The organism is Rhodococcus rhodochrous, assembly GCF_900187265.1.
Lineage (GTDB): Bacteria > Actinomycetota > Actinomycetes > Mycobacteriales > Mycobacteriaceae > Rhodococcus > Rhodococcus rhodochrous.
Genome location: NZ_LT906450.1, coordinates 1,124,237 through 1,141,278, shown reverse-complemented (window position 1 = coordinate 1,141,278; position 17,042 = coordinate 1,124,237). Strand labels below are relative to the sequence as shown.

13 protein-coding genes are annotated in these 17,042 nt (G+C 69.5%); 5 read left to right on the top strand and 8 right to left on the bottom strand.

What is annotated here, in order from left to right:
- Window positions 1–80 precede the first annotated feature (80 nt).
- The 4 genes from CKW34_RS05375 (at window position 81) to CKW34_RS05360 (ending at window position 4,763) form a co-directional block, all read left to right on the top strand.
- Window positions 81–1,220, top strand: coding sequence for a DUF2786 domain-containing protein (locus CKW34_RS05375; protein WP_059381656.1), 1,140 nt, complete (start codon window positions 81–83; stop codon window positions 1,218–1,220).
- A gap of 133 nt (window positions 1,221–1,353) precedes the next feature.
- Window positions 1,354–2,559 (top strand): NAD(P)/FAD-dependent oxidoreductase, encoded by a 1,206-nt coding sequence (locus tag CKW34_RS05370; protein ID WP_080968187.1) that lies wholly within the window; start codon window positions 1,354–1,356, stop codon window positions 2,557–2,559.
- Window positions 2,556–3,440, top strand: a complete 885-nt coding sequence (locus tag CKW34_RS05365; RefSeq protein ID WP_059381657.1) for an RNA polymerase sigma-70 factor — start codon at window positions 2,556–2,558, stop codon at window positions 3,438–3,440. The genes CKW34_RS05370 and CKW34_RS05365 overlap by 4 nt, the downstream gene beginning before the upstream one ends.
- A 12-nt stretch (window positions 3,441–3,452) precedes the next feature.
- Window positions 3,453–4,763, top strand: a complete 1,311-nt coding sequence (locus CKW34_RS05360) for an aminodeoxychorismate synthase component I (protein WP_059381658.1) — start codon at window positions 3,453–3,455, stop codon at window positions 4,761–4,763.
- Here CKW34_RS05360 and CKW34_RS05355 read toward each other — a convergent pair.
- The 3 genes from CKW34_RS05355 to rsmI all read right to left on the bottom strand — a co-directional run bounded on the left by CKW34_RS05355 (window position 4,727) and on the right by rsmI (window position 11,452).
- Window positions 4,727–8,701: an nSTAND1 domain-containing NTPase gene (locus CKW34_RS05355; RefSeq protein ID WP_059381659.1), complete on the bottom strand. Its 3,975-nt coding sequence runs from the start codon at window positions 8,699–8,701 to the stop codon at window positions 4,727–4,729. The genes CKW34_RS05360 and CKW34_RS05355 overlap by 37 nt on opposite strands.
- Window positions 8,702–8,989: 288 nt before the next feature.
- Window positions 8,990–10,396 carry an alanine/glycine:cation symporter family protein gene (locus CKW34_RS05350; protein WP_059381660.1) on the bottom strand — a complete coding sequence of 469 codons (1,407 nt, stop codon included), beginning with the start codon at window positions 10,394–10,396 and terminating at the stop codon, window positions 8,990–8,992.
- 168 nt (window positions 10,397–10,564) lie between these two features.
- Complete coding sequence (gene rsmI / locus CKW34_RS05345) at window positions 10,565–11,452, bottom strand: 16S rRNA (cytidine(1402)-2'-O)-methyltransferase (protein WP_059381661.1); 888 nt, start codon at window positions 11,450–11,452, stop codon at window positions 10,565–10,567.
- A gap of 23 nt (window positions 11,453–11,475) precedes the next feature.
- Between rsmI and CKW34_RS05340 the strand changes: the two genes are divergently transcribed.
- Complete coding sequence (locus tag CKW34_RS05340) at window positions 11,476–13,053, top strand: dolichyl-phosphate-mannose--protein mannosyltransferase (protein ID WP_059381662.1); 1,578 nt, start codon at window positions 11,476–11,478, stop codon at window positions 13,051–13,053.
- Window positions 13,054–13,084: 31 nt separating this feature from the next.
- Here CKW34_RS05340 and CKW34_RS05335 read toward each other — a convergent pair whose 3' ends face one another.
- The 5 genes from CKW34_RS05335 to mscL all read right to left on the bottom strand — a co-directional run bounded on the left by CKW34_RS05335 (window position 13,085) and on the right by mscL (window position 16,966).
- Entirely contained in the window at window positions 13,085–13,885 is an 801-nt protein-coding gene (locus CKW34_RS05335; RefSeq protein ID WP_059381663.1) for a T3SS (YopN, CesT) and YbjN peptide-binding chaperone 1, read from the bottom strand.
- Window positions 13,886–13,973: 88 nt separating this feature from the next.
- A complete protein-coding gene (locus CKW34_RS05330; protein ID WP_059381664.1) occupies window positions 13,974–14,420 on the bottom strand; it encodes a hypothetical protein in 447 nt (148 codons plus the stop codon).
- A complete protein-coding gene (locus CKW34_RS05325; protein ID WP_059381665.1) occupies window positions 14,417–16,027 on the bottom strand; it encodes a BCCT family transporter in 1,611 nt (536 codons plus the stop codon). The genes CKW34_RS05330 and CKW34_RS05325 overlap by 4 nt, the downstream gene beginning before the upstream one ends.
- 114 nt (window positions 16,028–16,141) lie before the next feature.
- Window positions 16,142–16,504, bottom strand: a complete 363-nt coding sequence (locus tag CKW34_RS05320; RefSeq protein ID WP_059381666.1) for a GntR family transcriptional regulator — start codon at window positions 16,502–16,504, stop codon at window positions 16,142–16,144.
- 12 nt (window positions 16,505–16,516) lie between these two features.
- Window positions 16,517–16,966 (bottom strand): large conductance mechanosensitive channel protein MscL, encoded by a 450-nt coding sequence (gene mscL, locus CKW34_RS05315; protein ID WP_059381667.1) that lies wholly within the window; start codon window positions 16,964–16,966, stop codon window positions 16,517–16,519.
- Window positions 16,967–17,042 lie beyond the last annotated feature (76 nt).

Below are 17,042 nucleotides of genomic sequence, written 5' to 3'. Positions count from 1 at the left end.
TCCGGCGACGGAGAGCCTTTCACCTGCGTGTTCTCCGTCGCCGCGCAAACCTGTCGGTGCCGTGCGCCACACTGCGGCGCATGCGCATCGATAGAACACATGTTCGATCCGGTGGCCTGAACGAGCACTCCCTGCTCGCCGAGCTGGGCGGTGCCTACGAGCGGGGATGGCAGCCCGCCGACGTGCTCCACGTGACGGCCCGCTCGGGTGGTCCCTCCGATGTCGCACTGACGGCGGCCACGATGCTGTTCGACGCGCAGATCCGGCGCGCGGCCGAACGCGCCCCCGTCGAGTGGGTGCGGCAACTCGACGAGATCGCCCGCCGGCATCCGCGTCCCGCCCACGCAGCCGGGGCACCGACCCTGGCCGACGGTCTGTTCCGCGCGTGCCCCGACGTCACCCGCTTCGAGATCGAAGGGCTCGCCTTCACCTGGAAGTACCTGCCGTCCTTCGCGATCCTCACACCCCCGCCGTCGCGGTGGCCGTCCGTCCGGTCCGGCGACCCGTCCGTGCCCACCCCGCCCGACACCCGGATCCTCGAACGCATCCGGGCACTGTTGTCGAAGGCCGAGTCCACCGACTTCCCCGACGAGGCCGAAGCGCTCACCGCGAAGGCGCAGGAACTCGTCTCGCGCCATGCGGTGGGTGCGGCGCTGCTGGCCGGGCCCGACTCCGGCACCGACCCGGTCGTCGGCCGGCGCATCCACCTCGACAGCCCGTACATCCGCGAGAAGGTCCTGCTCCTCACCGCCATCGGCGACGCGAACCGCGTGCGCACGGTGTGGTTCACCCGGGTGCAGATCGCGACGATCGTCGGCACCGCCACCGACCTGCAGCAGGCCGAGATGCTGTACACCTCGCTGCTCGTGCAGGCCGGGCGGGCCGTGCAGGCGGCCGGAACTGCGGGGCGGCGCGGATCGTCCGCGACCTCCTTCCGCCGCGCCTTCCTCACCGGCTACGCGCACCGGATCGGCGAACGTCTCCGCGAGGCGGACGTCCGGGCCACCGCCCACGCCGCCGCCGACGCGCAGATGCCCATCACGAAACTCGCGCCCATCCTCGCCAGGCGGTCCGATGCCGTCGACACCGAGTTCCGGCGGCTGTTCCCCGTCACCCGCGACTCGCGTAGTCGCGGGGTCGACGCCGACGGTTTCCACGCCGGTCGCGATGCGGCCGAGACCGCCTCGCTGACACCGGAATCCCGCACGGTCGGTCGCTGACCGGTTCGATCGTCGACGAGCCCGCCAGCAGGAGACGGGCATCACAGGAATTCACGGCGGCGTCGTGTCACATCCCCGCCACGAGCGGTGTCCTATCGGTGACACCACTTCCGACAGCGAAGGGAACAGAGCGATGACGACGCAATTCCATGTGGTGGCCGTAGGGGCGGGATACGCCGGCGTGATGGCCGCGAACCGTCTGCTCGCCGAACACCCCGAGGTGGCGGTCACCGTCGTGAACCCGCGACCGGTCTTCGTCGAACGCGTCCGGCTCCACCAGGTGGCGGCCGGATCCGGAACCGCCACACACGAACTGTCCGATCTCCTGCACCCGCGGGTGACGCTGCACGTCGGTTCGGCCGTACGGATCGAACCGCACGCGGTCTCCCTCGCCGACGGAACGGTCCTGCCGTGCGACGCGGTGATCTACGCCGTCGGCAGCACCTCGGGCTCCGGTGCGATCCCCGGTGCGGAGAAGGCGTTCTCCGTCGCCGACCTCGACTCCGCCACGGCCCTGCACGACGCTCTCCTCGAGGCGGACGATCACGCCTCCGTCGTCGTGATCGGCGGTGGGCTCACCGGCCTCGAGACCGTCACCGAACTCGCACAGTCGCATCCGCGGCACACCCTCGTCCTCGTCGGCGATCCGGGAGCGGCCCTTCCTGCGAACACGCAGCGCTACATCCTCCACCGGCTCGACGAACTGGGCGTTCAGGTCCGGTCGGGAACGCGGGTCGCCCGCATCGACAACGGCTCGGTCGTCCTCGACGACGGCTCCGAGATCCCCGCGACTCTCGTGGTGCGCACAGCAGGATTCTCCGTACCCGACCTGGCCCGTCGCAGCGGACTGCCGGTCGACGAGCACGGTCGTCTCCGGGTGCGCGACACCCTGCAGGCGGTCGACGGCACGCCGATCGTCGGCGTGGGCGACAGCATGCCGATCGTCGGCGTGGGCGACAGCATGCCGATCGTCGGCGTGGGCGACGCAGTGGTGGTGGACGGCAACGACCACCTGCGCATGAGCTGCCAGGCCGCGATGCCGCTCGGCACCCACGGCGCCGACACGGTGTGGCAGCTGCTGCAGGGAGGCGAGCCGGCACCGCTCTCCCTCGGTTTCGTCACGACCTGCATCTCTCTCGGCCGCGATCGCGGCGTCGTGCAGTTGTCGGCACGCGACGACACCCCGTCGAGGTGGGCCGTGCGCGGACGGCTCGCAGCACCGGTGAAGGAAGCCGTCGTTCGTGGGACCATCCACAGCATGCAGCAGCAGGCGCGCGGACGTTCCCTGCCGACCCGACGCGGACCCGACACCGCCGCACGGGAGAAGGCGCACGTATGACGACCGGCGAGGATGTCTTCACCGAGCACCGGGGACTGCTGTTCTCGATCGCATACGAGATCACCGGCAGCGTCGCCGACAGCGAAGATGTCCTGCAGGAGAGCTACATCCGCTGGGCCGGCACCGACACCGAGTCCGTCGACAATCCACGGGCCTACGCGGCGCAGATCGTGACGCGTCAGGCGCTGAACTCGCTGCGTTCGGCGCAACGCCGCCGGGAGGACTACGTCGGGCCGTGGTTGCCCGAGCCGATCCTCACCGCTCCCGACGCAGCCGCCGAGGTCGAACTCGCCGAGTCGGTGTCGACCGCGATGCTGCTGGTGCTCGAGACGTTGACGCCCGTCGAACGCGCGGTCTTCGTGATGCGCGAGGTGTTCGGTTTCGAGTACGCGCGCATCGCCGAGACGGTCGACCGCACCGAGAGCGCCGTCCGGCAGATCGCGCACCGCGCCCGCGAGCACGTCCATGCCCGGCAGCGACGCTTCACTCCCGCGGGCGACGAGACCGACCGGGTGGTCACGGCGTTCCTCACCGCGGCCACCACCGGCGACCTCGACGGACTGCTGTCACTGCTGGCTCCCGACGTGCGGTACCTCGCCGACGGTGGCGGCAAGGTCAATGCGGCCCGGGTTCCGGTCCTCGGCTCCGCGAAGGTCGCCCGGCTGTTCCTCGGACTGGTCCGGCATCCGCTGCCCGACATGACCATCGAGCCGGCCGTGGTGAACTCGATGCCCGGTGTCCTCGTGTACTCGGCGGGTGTCCTCGACATGGTGTTGCACTTCGAGATCGACGACGGCCTGGTCACCGGCGTCTACGTGGTCCGCAATCCCGACAAGCTCACGCATCTCCGGGCTCGTCCCGATGCTTCCGAACAGGCATGACAAGCTGACGCCATGCGGATGGAACGACTCGGCCGCGGCGGCACCGTCGATCGCGTGCTCGGTGCACTCGCAGAACGCGCCAGGATCCTCGCGATCCCCGCCCCGGCGGCACTGTCGGGCGAATGGTTCGGGGCGGCAGCCGTGCTCGTCCCGTCCGTGTCCGTCGAATCCGTCCCACCGGCGGAGGTCTTCTCCCTCCCCGCGGACGCGCCCGAACCCGGGGGTGACGACCGGCCGCTCATCGGAGGCGGGCGCATCGGTTATCTCGCCTACCCGGATCGCATCCCGGACCGACCCGCGCTGCCCCTCGCCGCGAGCGGGTGGACCGACACCGTCCTGCGTCTCGACGCCGACGGGTGCTGGTGGTACGAGACGCTCGGCACCGCACCCTGCCCCGACGATCTCGCCGCGGCGGTCCTCGCCCCACCGTCGAACACCGACTCATCTCCGACCGCATCCGACTGGCACATCGACTGGACACCACCGCCTCGCGACGAGCACCGCCGCGGCGTCGAACGCTGTCTCGACGCGATCCGCGCCGGCGAGGTGTACCAGGCGTGCGTGTGCACGCGGTTCACCGGCCGATGGGACGGCGATCCGCTGGCGTTCTTCGCCGACGGGATCTCCCGGACGGCCCCTGCGCGCGCCGCCTACCTGCAGGGATCGTGGGGTGCAGTCGCGTCGCTCTCGCCCGAACTGTTCGTCTCCCTCCACGGCGACACGCTGCGGTCGAGTCCGATCAAGGGCACCCTCCCCCTCTCCGCCGACCCCGCCGGGCTACGGGCATCGGTCAAGGACGTCGCCGAGAACGTGATGATCGTCGATCTCGTCCGCAACGATCTCGGCCGCGTCGCCGAGACCGGTTCGGTGCGGGTCGAGGATCTTCTGACCGTGCGTCCCGCACCCGGCGTGTGGCATCTGGTGTCCACCGTCGCGGCGGAGCGGCGACCGGGTGTGACGGTCGCCGATGTGCTCGACGCGGCGTTCCCGCCCGCATCGGTCACGGGCTGCCCGAAACTCCGCGCCCGGACGCTGCTCACCAGGTGGGAGGGTTCCGCGCGAGGTGTCTACTGCGGCACCGTCGGCATGTCGAGCCCGATCGCCGGCACCGAACTGAACGTCGCGATCCGCACCGTCGAGTTCGGGCACGACGACAGCGGCAACGGCGTGTGTGCGCTCGGTGTGGGAGGCGGCATCACCATCGACTCCGATCCCGACGCGGAATGGCAGGAATGCCTCGACAAGGCCGCCAGCATCCTCACGCTCGGCGACGCGCGGCCAGCCGTTCAGCACACCTCGTCGGGAGGCGACGGCAACTCGTAACGGTCGAGGACCTCCTCGAGTCGCACCGAGGTGGAACGGCAGATGCGGGCCACGACGGCATCGGCATCGAGCCCCCATGTGCGGAGCAGACCGTCGCCACCGGCGGCGACGATGGTGCCGTCGGGCGCGAAGGTCACCTGCCATCGTCCCGTTCCCATGTCGGTGACCGGGCCACCGATCTCGTGCATGCCGCCCGGGTCGGCGACGTCCCACAGACGGACGGTGCCGTCGTCGCTGCCGCTGACCGCGCGGGTGCCGTCGGGGGTGATGGAGACGGAGTAGACCGTGCCGGTGTGGCCGCTCAACCTGGTCTCGCGGGCGACGAAGTCACCGGACTCGGTGCGGTCCCAGACCACCACGTCGTGGTCGTCCCCGCCGGTCACCAGCACATCGCTCGATCCACCGAAGGCCACGGTGTTCACTCCGGTGGAGTGCCCGTCCGAGACGTTCACCCGCCGCGGGGAGCGTGGATCGGTCACGTCCCAGGCGTAGATCTCGCTGTCGGCGCTCGTGACCACGAGACTTCGGCCGTCGGGGCTGATGGCGGCACTGCGCACGAGATTCTTCGGTCCCGTCAGCGGCCGGCCCCACGGCACCGGTTCGGCAGGATCCGCGATGTCCCACAACTGCACCGAGAAGTCGTCGGCGCCGGTCACGAGGGTCGTGCCGTCGGGTCCGAACGCCAGGGCGGAGGTGAACCTCGTGTCGAGCGGCACCGGATCGCCGAACGGCTTCGGGGTCGCCGGATCGCGCACGTCCCACAGTTGCACGCTGCCGCCGGACGTCGGTGCCGTGGCCAGGATCGTGCCCGACGGCGAGAGCGCACACACGTACGCACCACCGAGCGGACGCGGCAACGCGATCCCACCGGCGCGGTTCCAGTCGCCGCCCTGACCCACCCGCCAGAGCGTGACATCCGGTCCGTAGCTGCCGGTCGCGACGAGGGCACCGGCACGATCGATCGCCGGCCTGGTCAGCGCACCGTCGGCCACCGCCACCCTGGTCCGGGGCATCGTCCACACCCGGACGTTGGAATCCTGTCCGCCGGTGACGACGGTGGTTCCGGTCGGGCTCACCGCGAGCGTCGGGACACCGCCTCCGTGCCCGGTCAGCGGCGGGCCGATCTCGTCGAGGGTTCGCGTCGACGGGTCGACGTCCCACAGTTTCGCGGTGCCGTCCCACGACGCGCTCGCCAGCGTGCGTCCGTCGGGGAGGAACGCGATGTTCCAGACACCCCCGGTGTGGGCGTTCGTCGGCACCCCCAGCGGGCGGGCCGCGCGCGGATCGGTGGTGTCGAACAGGTGCAGCACACCGTCGTCGCTGCTCGCCGCGAGGATCGTGCCGTCGCCGTTGAAGCTCACCGAATGGGCCACGTCGCCGAAACCGGTGAGCGGCTCGCCGAGCGGCACCGGCCGCGAGGGCATGCTCACGTCCCACAGCCGGACGGTGCGGTCGTCGCTGGACGTGGCGAGGACCTGCCCGCCGGGACGGAAGGCCACCGTCCGCACACCACCGTCGTGCTCGTCGACCAGGGTGACGGGGAACCGGCCCGATCCGGGATCGGAGGTGTCGACGAGTGCGACGTGCCCGTCGTCGTAGGGCACGGCGAGCACCCGCCCGTTGGGTGAGTACCGCACGTTGTGCACGGCGCCGTCGGCGTAGACCTGCCGGTCGAGCACCACGCGCGGCGCGGCACGGTCGGACGCGTCGTAGATCCACACACCGCCGTCACCTGCCCCGATCGCGAGGAAACGGCCGTCGGGGCTGAACGAGACGGACGCCATGTACTTCGACGACAACTGCAACGGCTCGCCCACGGCGGACGGTTCGTCGCCGTCGAGTGCCCACAGGCGGACGGTGCCGTCGTCGCTCGCCGACGCGAGGGTGGACCCGTCGGGGGAAACGACGACGCCGTAGACCGGCCCCGTGTGTCCGCTCAGTGTGTAGGCGAGGGGCACGGCCTGGCTGGCGATGAGCCTCGAGTACGCGACCGGGCTGTCGGGCTGGAGTTCGGCCGCGACGAGCGCCAGGTTCGCCGAGATCGTGGGGTCCTCGTCCCGCAGGGAGTCGGACAGCGCGACGATCTGCTGGAACTGCGCGGTGCTCCGTGCCGTCTCGGCCCGGCTCTTCGCGTCCCAGGCCAGTCCGGTCATGACGAACGCGATGATCGTGGACAGCGCCATCGCGGCGATGCCGACCCGCCGGGTCCGGGTCTCGCGGGCGATCTGCCGGCGGGAGGCGTCGAGGAAGGCCACCGCGGTGGGACTGAGCGCGACCGGCCCGCGCCGGTCCTCGGGGGTGCCCGCCATGGCGAGGTGCGGATTCTGCTCGGACACGACGTCCATGCGTCCGCGCTGGTAGAGCAACTCGCGGTTGCGTCCGGAGCCGAGCCAGGTCGACGCGTCGGCCTCGATCTGCTGTCGCAGGGCGGCACCGGCGCGGTCCTGCTGGATCCAGGACTTGAGTCGGGGCCACGCGTCGATCACCGCATCGTGGATGAGTTCGACATAATCGGCGTCGACGACGAGCACACGTGCCGACACGAAATGGTCGAGGACGCGCTTCGACGCGTCGCGATCCTCCCCGCCCACCGCCAGCAGTTCCTTCAGCGACCGCGCGATCTTGACGTCCGTGCCGGTCGTGGTGACGTACACCAGGTGGACGAGCATCGAGCGGGCACGGGCACGGTCGGAATCGTCGGCGAGACTCTCCCACGCCCGTTCGGCGCCGGCGGCGACGGATCCGCGGACCCCGCCGGTCGCGCGGTAGGCGGCGACGGTGAGCGTGCCCCCGCTGCGCTTGTCCCACAGGGAGTCGAGCAGGTGGGACAGCAGGGGAAGCTCGGTGCCGCTGATCTCACCATCGGCCAGTCCGGTGAGGTCGTGGAGGATGAGGTCGACGAGACCGGGTTCGAGGCGGACCCCCACGAGTTTGGCGGGCGCGGTGATGACCTCGACGAGATCGTCGCGGTCGAGGGGCTGGACGGTCTTGGTCCGCCGTTCGAGGGCCCGGGCGAGCACGGGGGTGGCCACTGCCTGGTCGTAGAAGTCCGACCGCATCGTCGCGACGACGAGGGCGGGCGCGTCGCCGTCCGAACCGGTCGACGCCGTCTCGAGCAGGGTGAGGAACTCGGTGCGCAGAGCGACGTCGCTGCACTGGGTGAACAGTTCCTCGATCTGGTCGACGACGATCAGCAGTAAGGACGACGACGTACGGGAGGTCGCGGCACGCAGGGCCGCGTGGACGGCGGTGTGGTCGGCGGGGTCGTCGACGTCGGCCAGTTCGGGGAGCGCGTCGACGAGTCGTGCCACCGGGTCGGTGCCGGGGGTGAGGACCACCGGGTGGCAGTCCGGCGCGGAACACAGCTGCGGAATGAGACCGGCCTGCACTAGCGAGGACTTGCCGACGCCGGAGGCACCGGTCACCACGACCGGGCCCTGCCCGTGGGAGGCCGTCACCACGTCGGCGAGGGTCCGCACGCTCTGGGCGCGCCCGAAGAACAACCGGGCGTCGTTCTGCCGATAGGAGGCGAGTCCCTTGTAAGGACGGATCCCGGGCGGCACCGATACCGATGCCGATTCCTTGGTGCGCGGAGCGTTCGCCTGGCCGCGCGCGGCCTTCCACCAGTTCTCCCACTGCTTCAGGGAGTACAGACCGGGGGCCGGCGGTTCGGCGTTGAGCTCCCGCGCCGCGCGGATGAGGACCACGAGCACCGGATGCACCGACTCGAAGTTGGCCGGCATCCGGTTGCCGCTGCGCCAGTCGCTGACCCGCTGGACGGAGACGGTCCGGTCGCTGCCCACCGCCCGGGCGACGGTCGCGGCATCCGAGACGACCTTCTTGAGGGCGGGGCGACCGGCTGCGGCGAACAGCATCCGCAGTTGGTCGGCGAAGAACTGACGCTGCGCCGAACCAGGCTTTCCGCCGGTCTCTGACATCCGTTCCGCGCCCTTCGTGCTCCCGTTCCCCGCCTGCAAACATCCGCTGCGGAAAAATTCCTCACCACGTCTGAGCAGGGATGATACCGGTTCCGCGCCGGTCGGTATTTTTCGTCCCCATCAAAGGCGGGGAAGAGTGGTGACCACGCAAGGTTCGGCCTTGCAGTGTGGGGCGGGGGCCTCCACGCCGATAGGGACTGACGAGGGGTAGTTCCGGGTCGGCGTGGAGGCACGCTCCGCAGACGTTCGAGGGCCCCGCATTGCGGGGCCCTTTCCCGTTTCTTCCGGTTACTTGACGGTGTCGGGATCGTCCGTCGCGACGACGGGGCCGTTCAGCAGGTACGGGTCGCGATCGAGGTAGGCCTTCGTCTCCCGCGCGATCAGACCCGACAGCACCAGCAGACCGATCAGGTTCGGCAGGGCCATGAGGCCGTTCATCACGTCCGAGAAGTTCCAGACCACCTCGAGCTGGGTGGTGGCACCGATGAACACCACGACCACGAAGATCGCGCGGTAGGGCACCACGCCGCGGCGACCGACGAGACGCTCGACGCACCGCTCGCCGTAGTACGACCAGCCGAGGATCGTCGAGAAGGCGAAGAAGACGACCGAGATGGCAACGATCCAGTGACCCCAGTCCCCACCGAGGCCGTCGGCGAAGCCGGCCGATGTCATCGCGGCGCCCTGCTCGCCGGACTCCCAGGCTCCGGTCGTGATGATGACCAGACCGGTGAAGGTGACGACGATGATCGTGTCGATGAACGTCTGGGTCATCGACACCAGGCCCTGACGCACCGGGTGGGTGGTCTGGGCGGCCGCGGCGGCGATCGCCGCGCTGCCCATGCCCGACTCGTTCGAGAAGATGCCGCGGGCCACGCCGTAGCGCAGAGCGATCATGAAGACCGATCCGATGAAGCCGCCGGTGGCCGCCGTGCCGGTGAAGGCGTCGGTGAAGATGAGCGCGAAGGCGTCGGGGATCTGCGTGAAGTTGACAGCGAGAACGATGATGCCGGCGCCGACGTAGAGGAGGATCATCGCGGGCACGAAGCCGGCGGTGACCCTGCCGATGGACTTGATGCCGCCGAGCAGGACTGCCGCGGCGAGCACGGTCATCACGATGCCACTGAGCCAGGTGGGCACACCGAAGGTGCCGTCGAGCTGGGTGGCGACGGTGTTGGCCTGGGTCATGTTGCCGATGCCGAAGCTGGCGAGCACGGCGAACACCGCGAACAGCAGGCTCAGGACGAGACCGGCCTTGTTGGGGATGGCGCGGGCGAGGTAGTACTGCGGACCACCGCTCTGCTCACCCTTGGCGTCGGTCGTGCGGTACTTCACGCCGAGGAACGCCTCGGAGTACTTGCTGGCCATGCCGACCAGGCCGGTGACCCACATCCAGAACAGCGCGCCGGGCCCGCCGAAGTAGATCGCGGTGCCGACACCGGCGATGTTGCCCACGCCCACCGTCGCGGCGAGCGCGGTGGTCAACGCCTGGTACTGGGAGATGTCCCCTTCGGTGGCTCCGGGATCGTGGCGGGTGATCAGACCCAGCCGCAGCGCGGGCCACAGCTTGCGGAACTGGATGCCCTTCAGCCGAACCGTGAGCACAAGGCCCGTACCCAACAGCAGCGGGATGAGCAGGTACGGCCCCCACACCACCCCGCCCACCTCGACGAGGAAATCGTTCACCGAATCCATCCGCGTCCTCCTGATCGTCCGAAGCCCCCGACAGCGTCCGACCGGCCGGTGCCGGTGACGTCTGCGCTCGGGACCCGGCAGAGTCTAGGCTTCCGTGGCACGCAGTGTCCCCGGACCCCGCGGCGCGTCCGATATGCGTTCTTCTCGATCGGTGGGCGGCAGGCCTCGTCAGTCGCGACGCGCTTCCAGCACCGCGTCGTACAGTTCGCGCTTCGAGACCGTCGCACCGGACGACTTCGACGCCGCTTCGGCGACGACGGCGCAGGCGTCCTTCAGCCGCATCCCGTCCTCGACCTTCCGTTCCACCTCGTCGACGAGGTCGACGGGGTCGGTGGCCACGGCAACCGCTCCTTCGAGCACCACGGTGATCTCACCGCGCGCGCCCTCGACGGCCCACTCGGCGAGTTCGGCAAGCGTGCCGCGGCGCACTTCCTCGTAGGTCTTGGTGAGCTCGCGGCAGACGGCGGCGCGACGGTCACCGCCGAGCACGTCGACGGCGTCGGCCAGACACGCCGCGAGCCGGTGCGGTGCCTCGAAGAACACCACGGCGCGAGGCTCGTGGACGAGCGTTCCGAAATACGCGCGTCGCTGGCCCGGCTTGCGGGGTGGGAACCCGTCGAAGCAGAACCGCTCGACGGGCAGGCCCGACAGGGCGAGGGCAGTGGTGACGGCCGACGGACCGGGCAGGCAGGTCACCGGCAGACCGGCCTCGACGCACGCCGCGACGAGCCGGTAGCCGGGATCGCTCACCGACGGCATGCCCGCGTCGGTGACGAGCAGGACGGTGCGGCCCTCCTCGATGTCGGTGACCAGGCCCGGCAGCCGCGACACCTCGACCTGGTCGTAGAAACTCACGACCCGCCCGGTGATGGTGACGCCGAGCGCCGCGGCGAGTGCCTTGGTGCGCCGGGTGTCCTCGGCGGCGATGACGTCGGCGGTGCCGAGGGCGTCGCGGAGACGCGCCGAGGCGTCACCGATATCTCCCATCGGAGTGGCGGCCAGCACGAGCCGGCCCTCTCCCGGATTCGCGCCCTGGACCGGTTTGGCTGCCTGCATACGGCTCAGCCTACGATCGGAACGTGACCGTGACGGACCGCAGCCCTTCACAGGCCCCCGGCCGTGGTCCGTCGGCAGCGCAGGATCGTCGCCTCATCGGTCCCGGCCCGTTGGTGCCCGGACCCGAGCCCCTCCCCGGAGATCGGGCGCGTGGCTGGATCGTCACCGCCTTCGTCACGGCGCTCGCTGCGATCACGCGGTTCACGATGCTCAACTACCCCACCGATGCGAAGACACCGGTGTTCGACGAGAAGCACTACGCACCGCAGGGCTGGCAGGTGCTCACCGGCGGCTGGATCGAGGACAACCCCGGCTACGGGCTCGTCGTGCATCCGCCCGTCGGCAAACAGATGATCGCGCTCGGCGAGGCACTGTTCGGCTACACCGCGTGGGGTTGGCGTTTCTCGGCCGCGGCGGCCGGCGTCGTGCTCGTCCTGCTGGTCGTGCGGATCGTGCGGCGGCTGACCCGCTCGACGATGCTCGGCGCGATCGCCGGTCTGCTGCTCGTCGTCGACGGGGTGACCTTCGTGTCGTCCCGCCTCGGCATGCTCGACATCTTCCAGGCGGTCTTCGTCGTCGCCGCCTTCGGTTGCCTGATCGTCGATCGCGACGACGTACGTGCCCGCATGGCGAAGGTGCACGCCGAGGGCCGTGTCCTCGACAGCGTGTGGGGTCCGCGTTTCGGTGTGCGCTGGTGGCGCTTCGGCGCGGGCATCCTGCTGGGTCTCGCGGTGGGCACCAAGTGGTCGGGTCTGTACTTCATCGCGTTCTTCGGGCTGATGTCCGTGGCCTTCGATCTTGCGACGCGTCGCGCGTACCGGGTGCAGCGACCGTGGGTCGGGACGGCCCTGCGCGACATCGGCCCGGCGTTGTACGCCCTCGTGCTCGTCCCGCTCGGGGTGTACCTGTCGACCTACTGGGCGTGGTTCGCAAGCGAGACCGGCGTCTACCGTCACGCGGTCGGCTCGCGGATCGGCCACGACGGGATGTTCTCGTTCGTGCCCGACGCGCTGCGATCGCTCTGGTACTACAGCGCGAGCGTCCTCGAGTTCCACTCCGGCCTGACGAATTCGGCCGGCAACCAGCATCCCTGGGAATCGAAGCCGTGGACGTGGCCGATGGGCCTGCGTCCGATGCTGTACTACTTCGCCGACGGCGAGCGGATCAGCGGATGCGACGCCGAGCAGTGCGTCAAGGCCGTGATGCTGATCGGAACGCCGGCGCTGTGGTGGGTGTCGGTGCCGGTGCTCGGATGGGGACTGTGGCAGCTGCTCGTCCGCCGCGACTGGCGGTGGGCCGCGGTGCTCACCGCATACGGCGCGGGGATCCTCCCGTGGTTCGCGAGCCTCGACCGGCAGATGTACTACTTCTACGCGGTGCCGATGGCGCCGTTCCTGGTGATGGGTGTCGCGCTGGTGCTCGGCGACATCCTCGGGTCGCCGCACGCCTCGACGGAACGACGGACGACCGGGCTGCTCGTGGTGTGCCTGTACGTAGGGCTCGTCATCGCGAACTTCGTGTGGTTGTGGCCGATCCTCACGGCGCTGCCGATCACCCCGGAGCACTGGAACGACCAGCTGTGGCTCCCCAGCTGGCGCTGAGCGGAGCGCAGTCGCTGGTCCCGAGGAGAGCTCAGTTGGGCTCGTCGAGCACGCTGCCCTCGGGCAGTTCGACGTCGCGGTCCCTGTCGGAGCCGTAGCGGACGCCGTCGAAGCGGCGCGCGAATCGCTCGTCGACGACCGTGAGAAAGCCCTTGAGTCGTTGGAGCAGCTCGGACAGGTGGCGGGGCACGAACGGATCGCCGAGCAGATCGACGGTGGCGACGAGCCGGTCCTCGACGAGCACCACCTTGATGTGCGGCCACGTCCGGTTCAGTTCGGTGAGCTCGGCCAGCGCGTGGCTGCGACCGCCGGCGGGTGCGGCTCCCGGGGTGTCGTCCTCGGGGATCGCGTGCAGCAGCGGGGCCCACAGCCTGATGCTGCCGTCGTCGTCGATCACGACGAAGACCACCTGGGAGTCGAGGACCACGACGAAATCGCCGTCGGCGTCGACCGGCACGGGACGCCCGAGGGCGTGCGCGAGCGCATCGCTCACGCGTTCGCGGAGGTCGCCGAGGGCGGAGGGCGGGTGTGCCTGCAGGAAGGCCGGATGCGGCACCTTCCCGCGACCGCGCAGCACCGACACGATGTGCCGGGCGAGCATGTCGGCCTCGGACACGGGCCTGGTGACCGGCTCGGATCCGGTGACCTCGATCGTGGCGTGTCCGCCGGCGCTCGCGAGCACCCGCACGCAGGCCGCGGGCCCCGAGGCGGTCTCGGCGTGCAGTTCGAAGGCGTCGGATCCGGCGAGTTCGGAGATGCGCCGGGCCAGCTGCGAGGCGTAACGGGACCAATCGCGGTCGAGGGCCTCGTCGAATCGGTCGGTGTCGGTCACGCGCACTCCTCTCGAAGAGCAACTGCCGGGCAGGCGACACCGTACTCGGGGTGGGCGACAACTCACCGCAGGCACGCGGCGTCGTGTGTCACCCGTGATGCCGTCGTCCGGCCGCCGCCCACACCGCGACCCGCGACCCACGTTCGAGGATGTCGACGATCACGAATCCTGCCCGTGCGAGAACGGTGCTCACCGTCATCGAGACGGTTCCGGTGTCCTCCCCCGGCCCCGCCTCGTCGATCACCCACAGTTGTCCGTCGTCGGTCAGCAGCGGCGCGAGGGCGGCCGCGGCGGCGGTGTCCTCGCGGAGGTCGGGGATGTCGAGTGCGTAGATGCGGTCGAACTTCTCCCGCTGCGCGAACTCGTGGGCGCGGGTCACCGAGGGTGCCACGCGCACGCGGCCGTGGGGGCCGACGTGCTCGGCGACCACGGCGGAGGCAGACCCGGCGTCGATCGCGAGGACGGACGTGCCCGGACACGGATCGAGGACGTCGAGCAGGAACTCGACGCCCTCGATGCGGGACCGTTCGGTCATTCGACCTTGCGCAGTGTCCGTTTCCTGCGCCCACCCGTGATCAGCGGGTCGCGCTGCAGATCCCGGTACAGCGACACGCACAGACCGATCATCACCAGAAGGAAGGGAGCTGCGGCGATGATCGTCATCGTCTGCAGGGCGTTGAGCGCTTCCTCGCCGCCGCTCCACAGCAGCAGGGCCGCGACGCCGCCCGTGAGTCCGCCCCAGAAGATCACCACGCCGCGATTCGGTGCGAGGGTGCCGCGCTGGCTGAGGCTGCCCATCACCATCGACGCGGAGTCGGCTCCGGAGATGAAGAAGATGGCGATGAGGAGCATCGCGACGACCGTGGCGATACCGGTGAGCGGAAGGTTTCCGAGCACCCCGAACAGCTGTCCTTCGACGCTGTCGGCGCCCGCGATGTCGTACCCGTCCAGTTGCTGTCCGATGCCGGCGCCACCGAAGATCGAGAACCAGATGAGGCTCACGAGGCTCGGGACGAGGATGACGCCGATGATGAACTCGCGAATGGTGCGTCCACGGCTGATGCGGGCGAGGAACATACCGACGAAGGGCGCCCACGAGACCCACCACGCCCAGTAGAAGATCGTCCAGCTCGACAGCCACTCGCCTGCGGCTTCGTTGGAGGCGGCCGTGCGGGCCGACATGCGGGCGAACTCCGCAGCGTACGCGCCGAGGGTGGTGGGCACGAGGTTGAGGATGAAGACGGTGGGCCCGAGCACGAACACGAAGACCGCCAGGACCGCGGCGAGCACCATGTTGATGTTCGACAGGTACTGGATACCCTTGGCGACACCCGTGACCGCGGACGCGATGAACGCGAGCGTGAGCAGCGCGACGATCGCGACGAGCAGCATCACGCCGGCCGTATCGAGCCAGCCGGTGACCTCGAAGCCCGATCCGATCTGCAGCGCACCCAGGCCGAGCGACGCCGCCGTGCCGAACAGGGTCGCGAACAGGGCGAGGATGTCGATGACCTTGCCGAGCGGACCTTCGGCCCTGCGTCCCAGCAACGGGATGAACGCCGAGCTGATGAGCTGCTTGCGACCCCTGCGGAAGGTGCCGTACGCGATGGCCAGACCCACGACGGAGTAGATCGCCCAGGGATGCAGGCTCCAGTGGAACATCGAGGTCGCCATCGCGACGCCGGTGCCGCCGTTGCTTCCGGGTGGCGGATCGACGAAGTGCGAGAGCGGCTCGGCGACACCGAAGAACATCAGGCCGATGCCCATACCGGCGGCGAACATCATCGAGATCCAGCTGACGGTGCGGAACTCCGGCTTCTCGTCGTCCTTGCCGAGCGGGATCCGGCCGTATCGGCTCACCGCCAGCCAGAGCGCGAAGAACACGAATCCGCTCGCCGTGAGCACGAACAACCAACCGAACTCGACGACGATCCAGTCGAGGATGTTCCCGGTAACGGTCCCGAAGTTCTCGGTGGCGGCCAGACCCCACACCACGATCGCCGCGACCAGCGCGGCAGCGACTCCGAAGACCACTTTGTCGGTCTGCGGTGGGCGCGCCGCGGACGCGGCTACTTCAGAAGCACGGGCGCCCGAGACCTCGTCGATCTCCTCGGACCCGGGCCGATCACCAGGGACATTCATGCGAACAAACCTTGCAAGTTTCGGGCGCCTGCGGAGCGGAATCGCCGAACCCGAGAAAATCGTCACATTTCGGACGCGACATGCATACTCTGCGCGAGCCCGCAGATCGGCAGGTCAGCCTGCACGCAGGGCGGCCGAGACGAATTCGAGGATCTCCTCGTCGGACATCCCGAGTGCCCTCACCTCGGCGACGTACTCGTTGGTGGATCGCTGGGCCCGCGTGCGGGTGGGATCGCCCGTGTCGGCGACGAACGTCCCAGCCCGCCCGCGGGCCTCGAGCACGCCCAGCTTCTCGAGTTCCCGATAGGTCTTGGCGACCGTGTTCGGTGCAATGCCGAGGGTGTCGGCGAGGCCCCGGACCGTGGGCAGCTTGGTACCAGCGATCAGCTCACCATCGTGGACCAGGTCGACGATGCGTCGCCGCAGTTGCTCGAACGGCGGGACGGGCGAGTCGGGATCGATGGTGAGGTCGAGCATTCTCGCAGGTTATCAGCGCTCGGTGACCTTGACGGGCGCTTCGGCCGAGGGCGCGTCGGCAGGGGCGTGGTTGTAGCTGCCGGTCTCGAGCAGGTCGCGGATCTGGATGAGCAGATCGGTCTCGCTCAGCGGCTCGTCCTCGGGCTCCTTCTCCGGCGCGAAGCGGGCCTTGGCGGCGTTGACCGGCACGATGAGCACGAAGTAGACGACGGCGGCGATGATGAAGAAGTTGATCGCCGCGGAGATGACGGCACCGAGGTTGACGAAGGTCGCGTCGTTCGACGAGAGCAGGCGGAAGCCGAAGCCCATCTCGTTGTCGCCACCCACAGCGGCGACCAGCGGGTTCACGATGTGATCGGTGAACGCCGTGACGATGGACGTGAACGCCGCGCCGACGACCACTGCGACGGCGAGTTCGACGACGTTTCCGCGCAGCAGGAAATCCTTGAAACCTTTGAGCATCGTGCTCCGTGCCTTTTCTGAGAGAGAATTCGAAAAACTTCAGGGCGCGGAAATCGTAGTAACGCTGCCCAACGGG

Excerpts from the sequence above, each read along its gene's own strand:
- CKW34_RS05370 (WP_080968187.1), top strand. The coding sequence starts at position 1,354 with ATGACGACGCAATTCCATGTGGTGGCCGTAGGGGCGGGATACGCCGGC.
- CKW34_RS05325 (WP_059381665.1), bottom strand. The coding sequence starts at position 16,027 with ATGAATGTCCCTGGTGATCGGCCCGGGTCCGAGGAGATCGACGAGGTC.
- CKW34_RS05355 (WP_059381659.1), bottom strand. The coding sequence starts at position 8,701 with ATGTCAGAGACCGGCGGAAAGCCTGGTTCGGCGCAGCGTCAGTTCTTC.
- CKW34_RS05360 (WP_059381658.1), top strand. The coding sequence starts at position 3,453 with ATGCGGATGGAACGACTCGGCCGCGGCGGCACCGTCGATCGCGTGCTC.
- mscL (WP_059381667.1), bottom strand. The coding sequence starts at position 16,966 with ATGCTCAAAGGTTTCAAGGATTTCCTGCTGCGCGGAAACGTCGTCGAA.
- CKW34_RS05320 (WP_059381666.1), bottom strand. The coding sequence starts at position 16,504 with ATGCTCGACCTCACCATCGATCCCGACTCGCCCGTCCCGCCGTTCGAG.
- CKW34_RS05330 (WP_059381664.1), bottom strand. The coding sequence starts at position 14,420 with ATGACCGAACGGTCCCGCATCGAGGGCGTCGAGTTCCTGCTCGACGTC.
- rsmI (WP_059381661.1), bottom strand. The coding sequence starts at position 11,452 with ATGCAGGCAGCCAAACCGGTCCAGGGCGCGAATCCGGGAGAGGGCCGG.
- CKW34_RS05350 (WP_059381660.1), bottom strand. The coding sequence starts at position 10,396 with ATGGATTCGGTGAACGATTTCCTCGTCGAGGTGGGCGGGGTGGTGTGG.
- CKW34_RS05365 (WP_059381657.1), top strand. The coding sequence starts at position 2,556 with ATGACGACCGGCGAGGATGTCTTCACCGAGCACCGGGGACTGCTGTTC.
- CKW34_RS05375 (WP_059381656.1), top strand. The coding sequence starts at position 81 with ATGCGCATCGATAGAACACATGTTCGATCCGGTGGCCTGAACGAGCAC.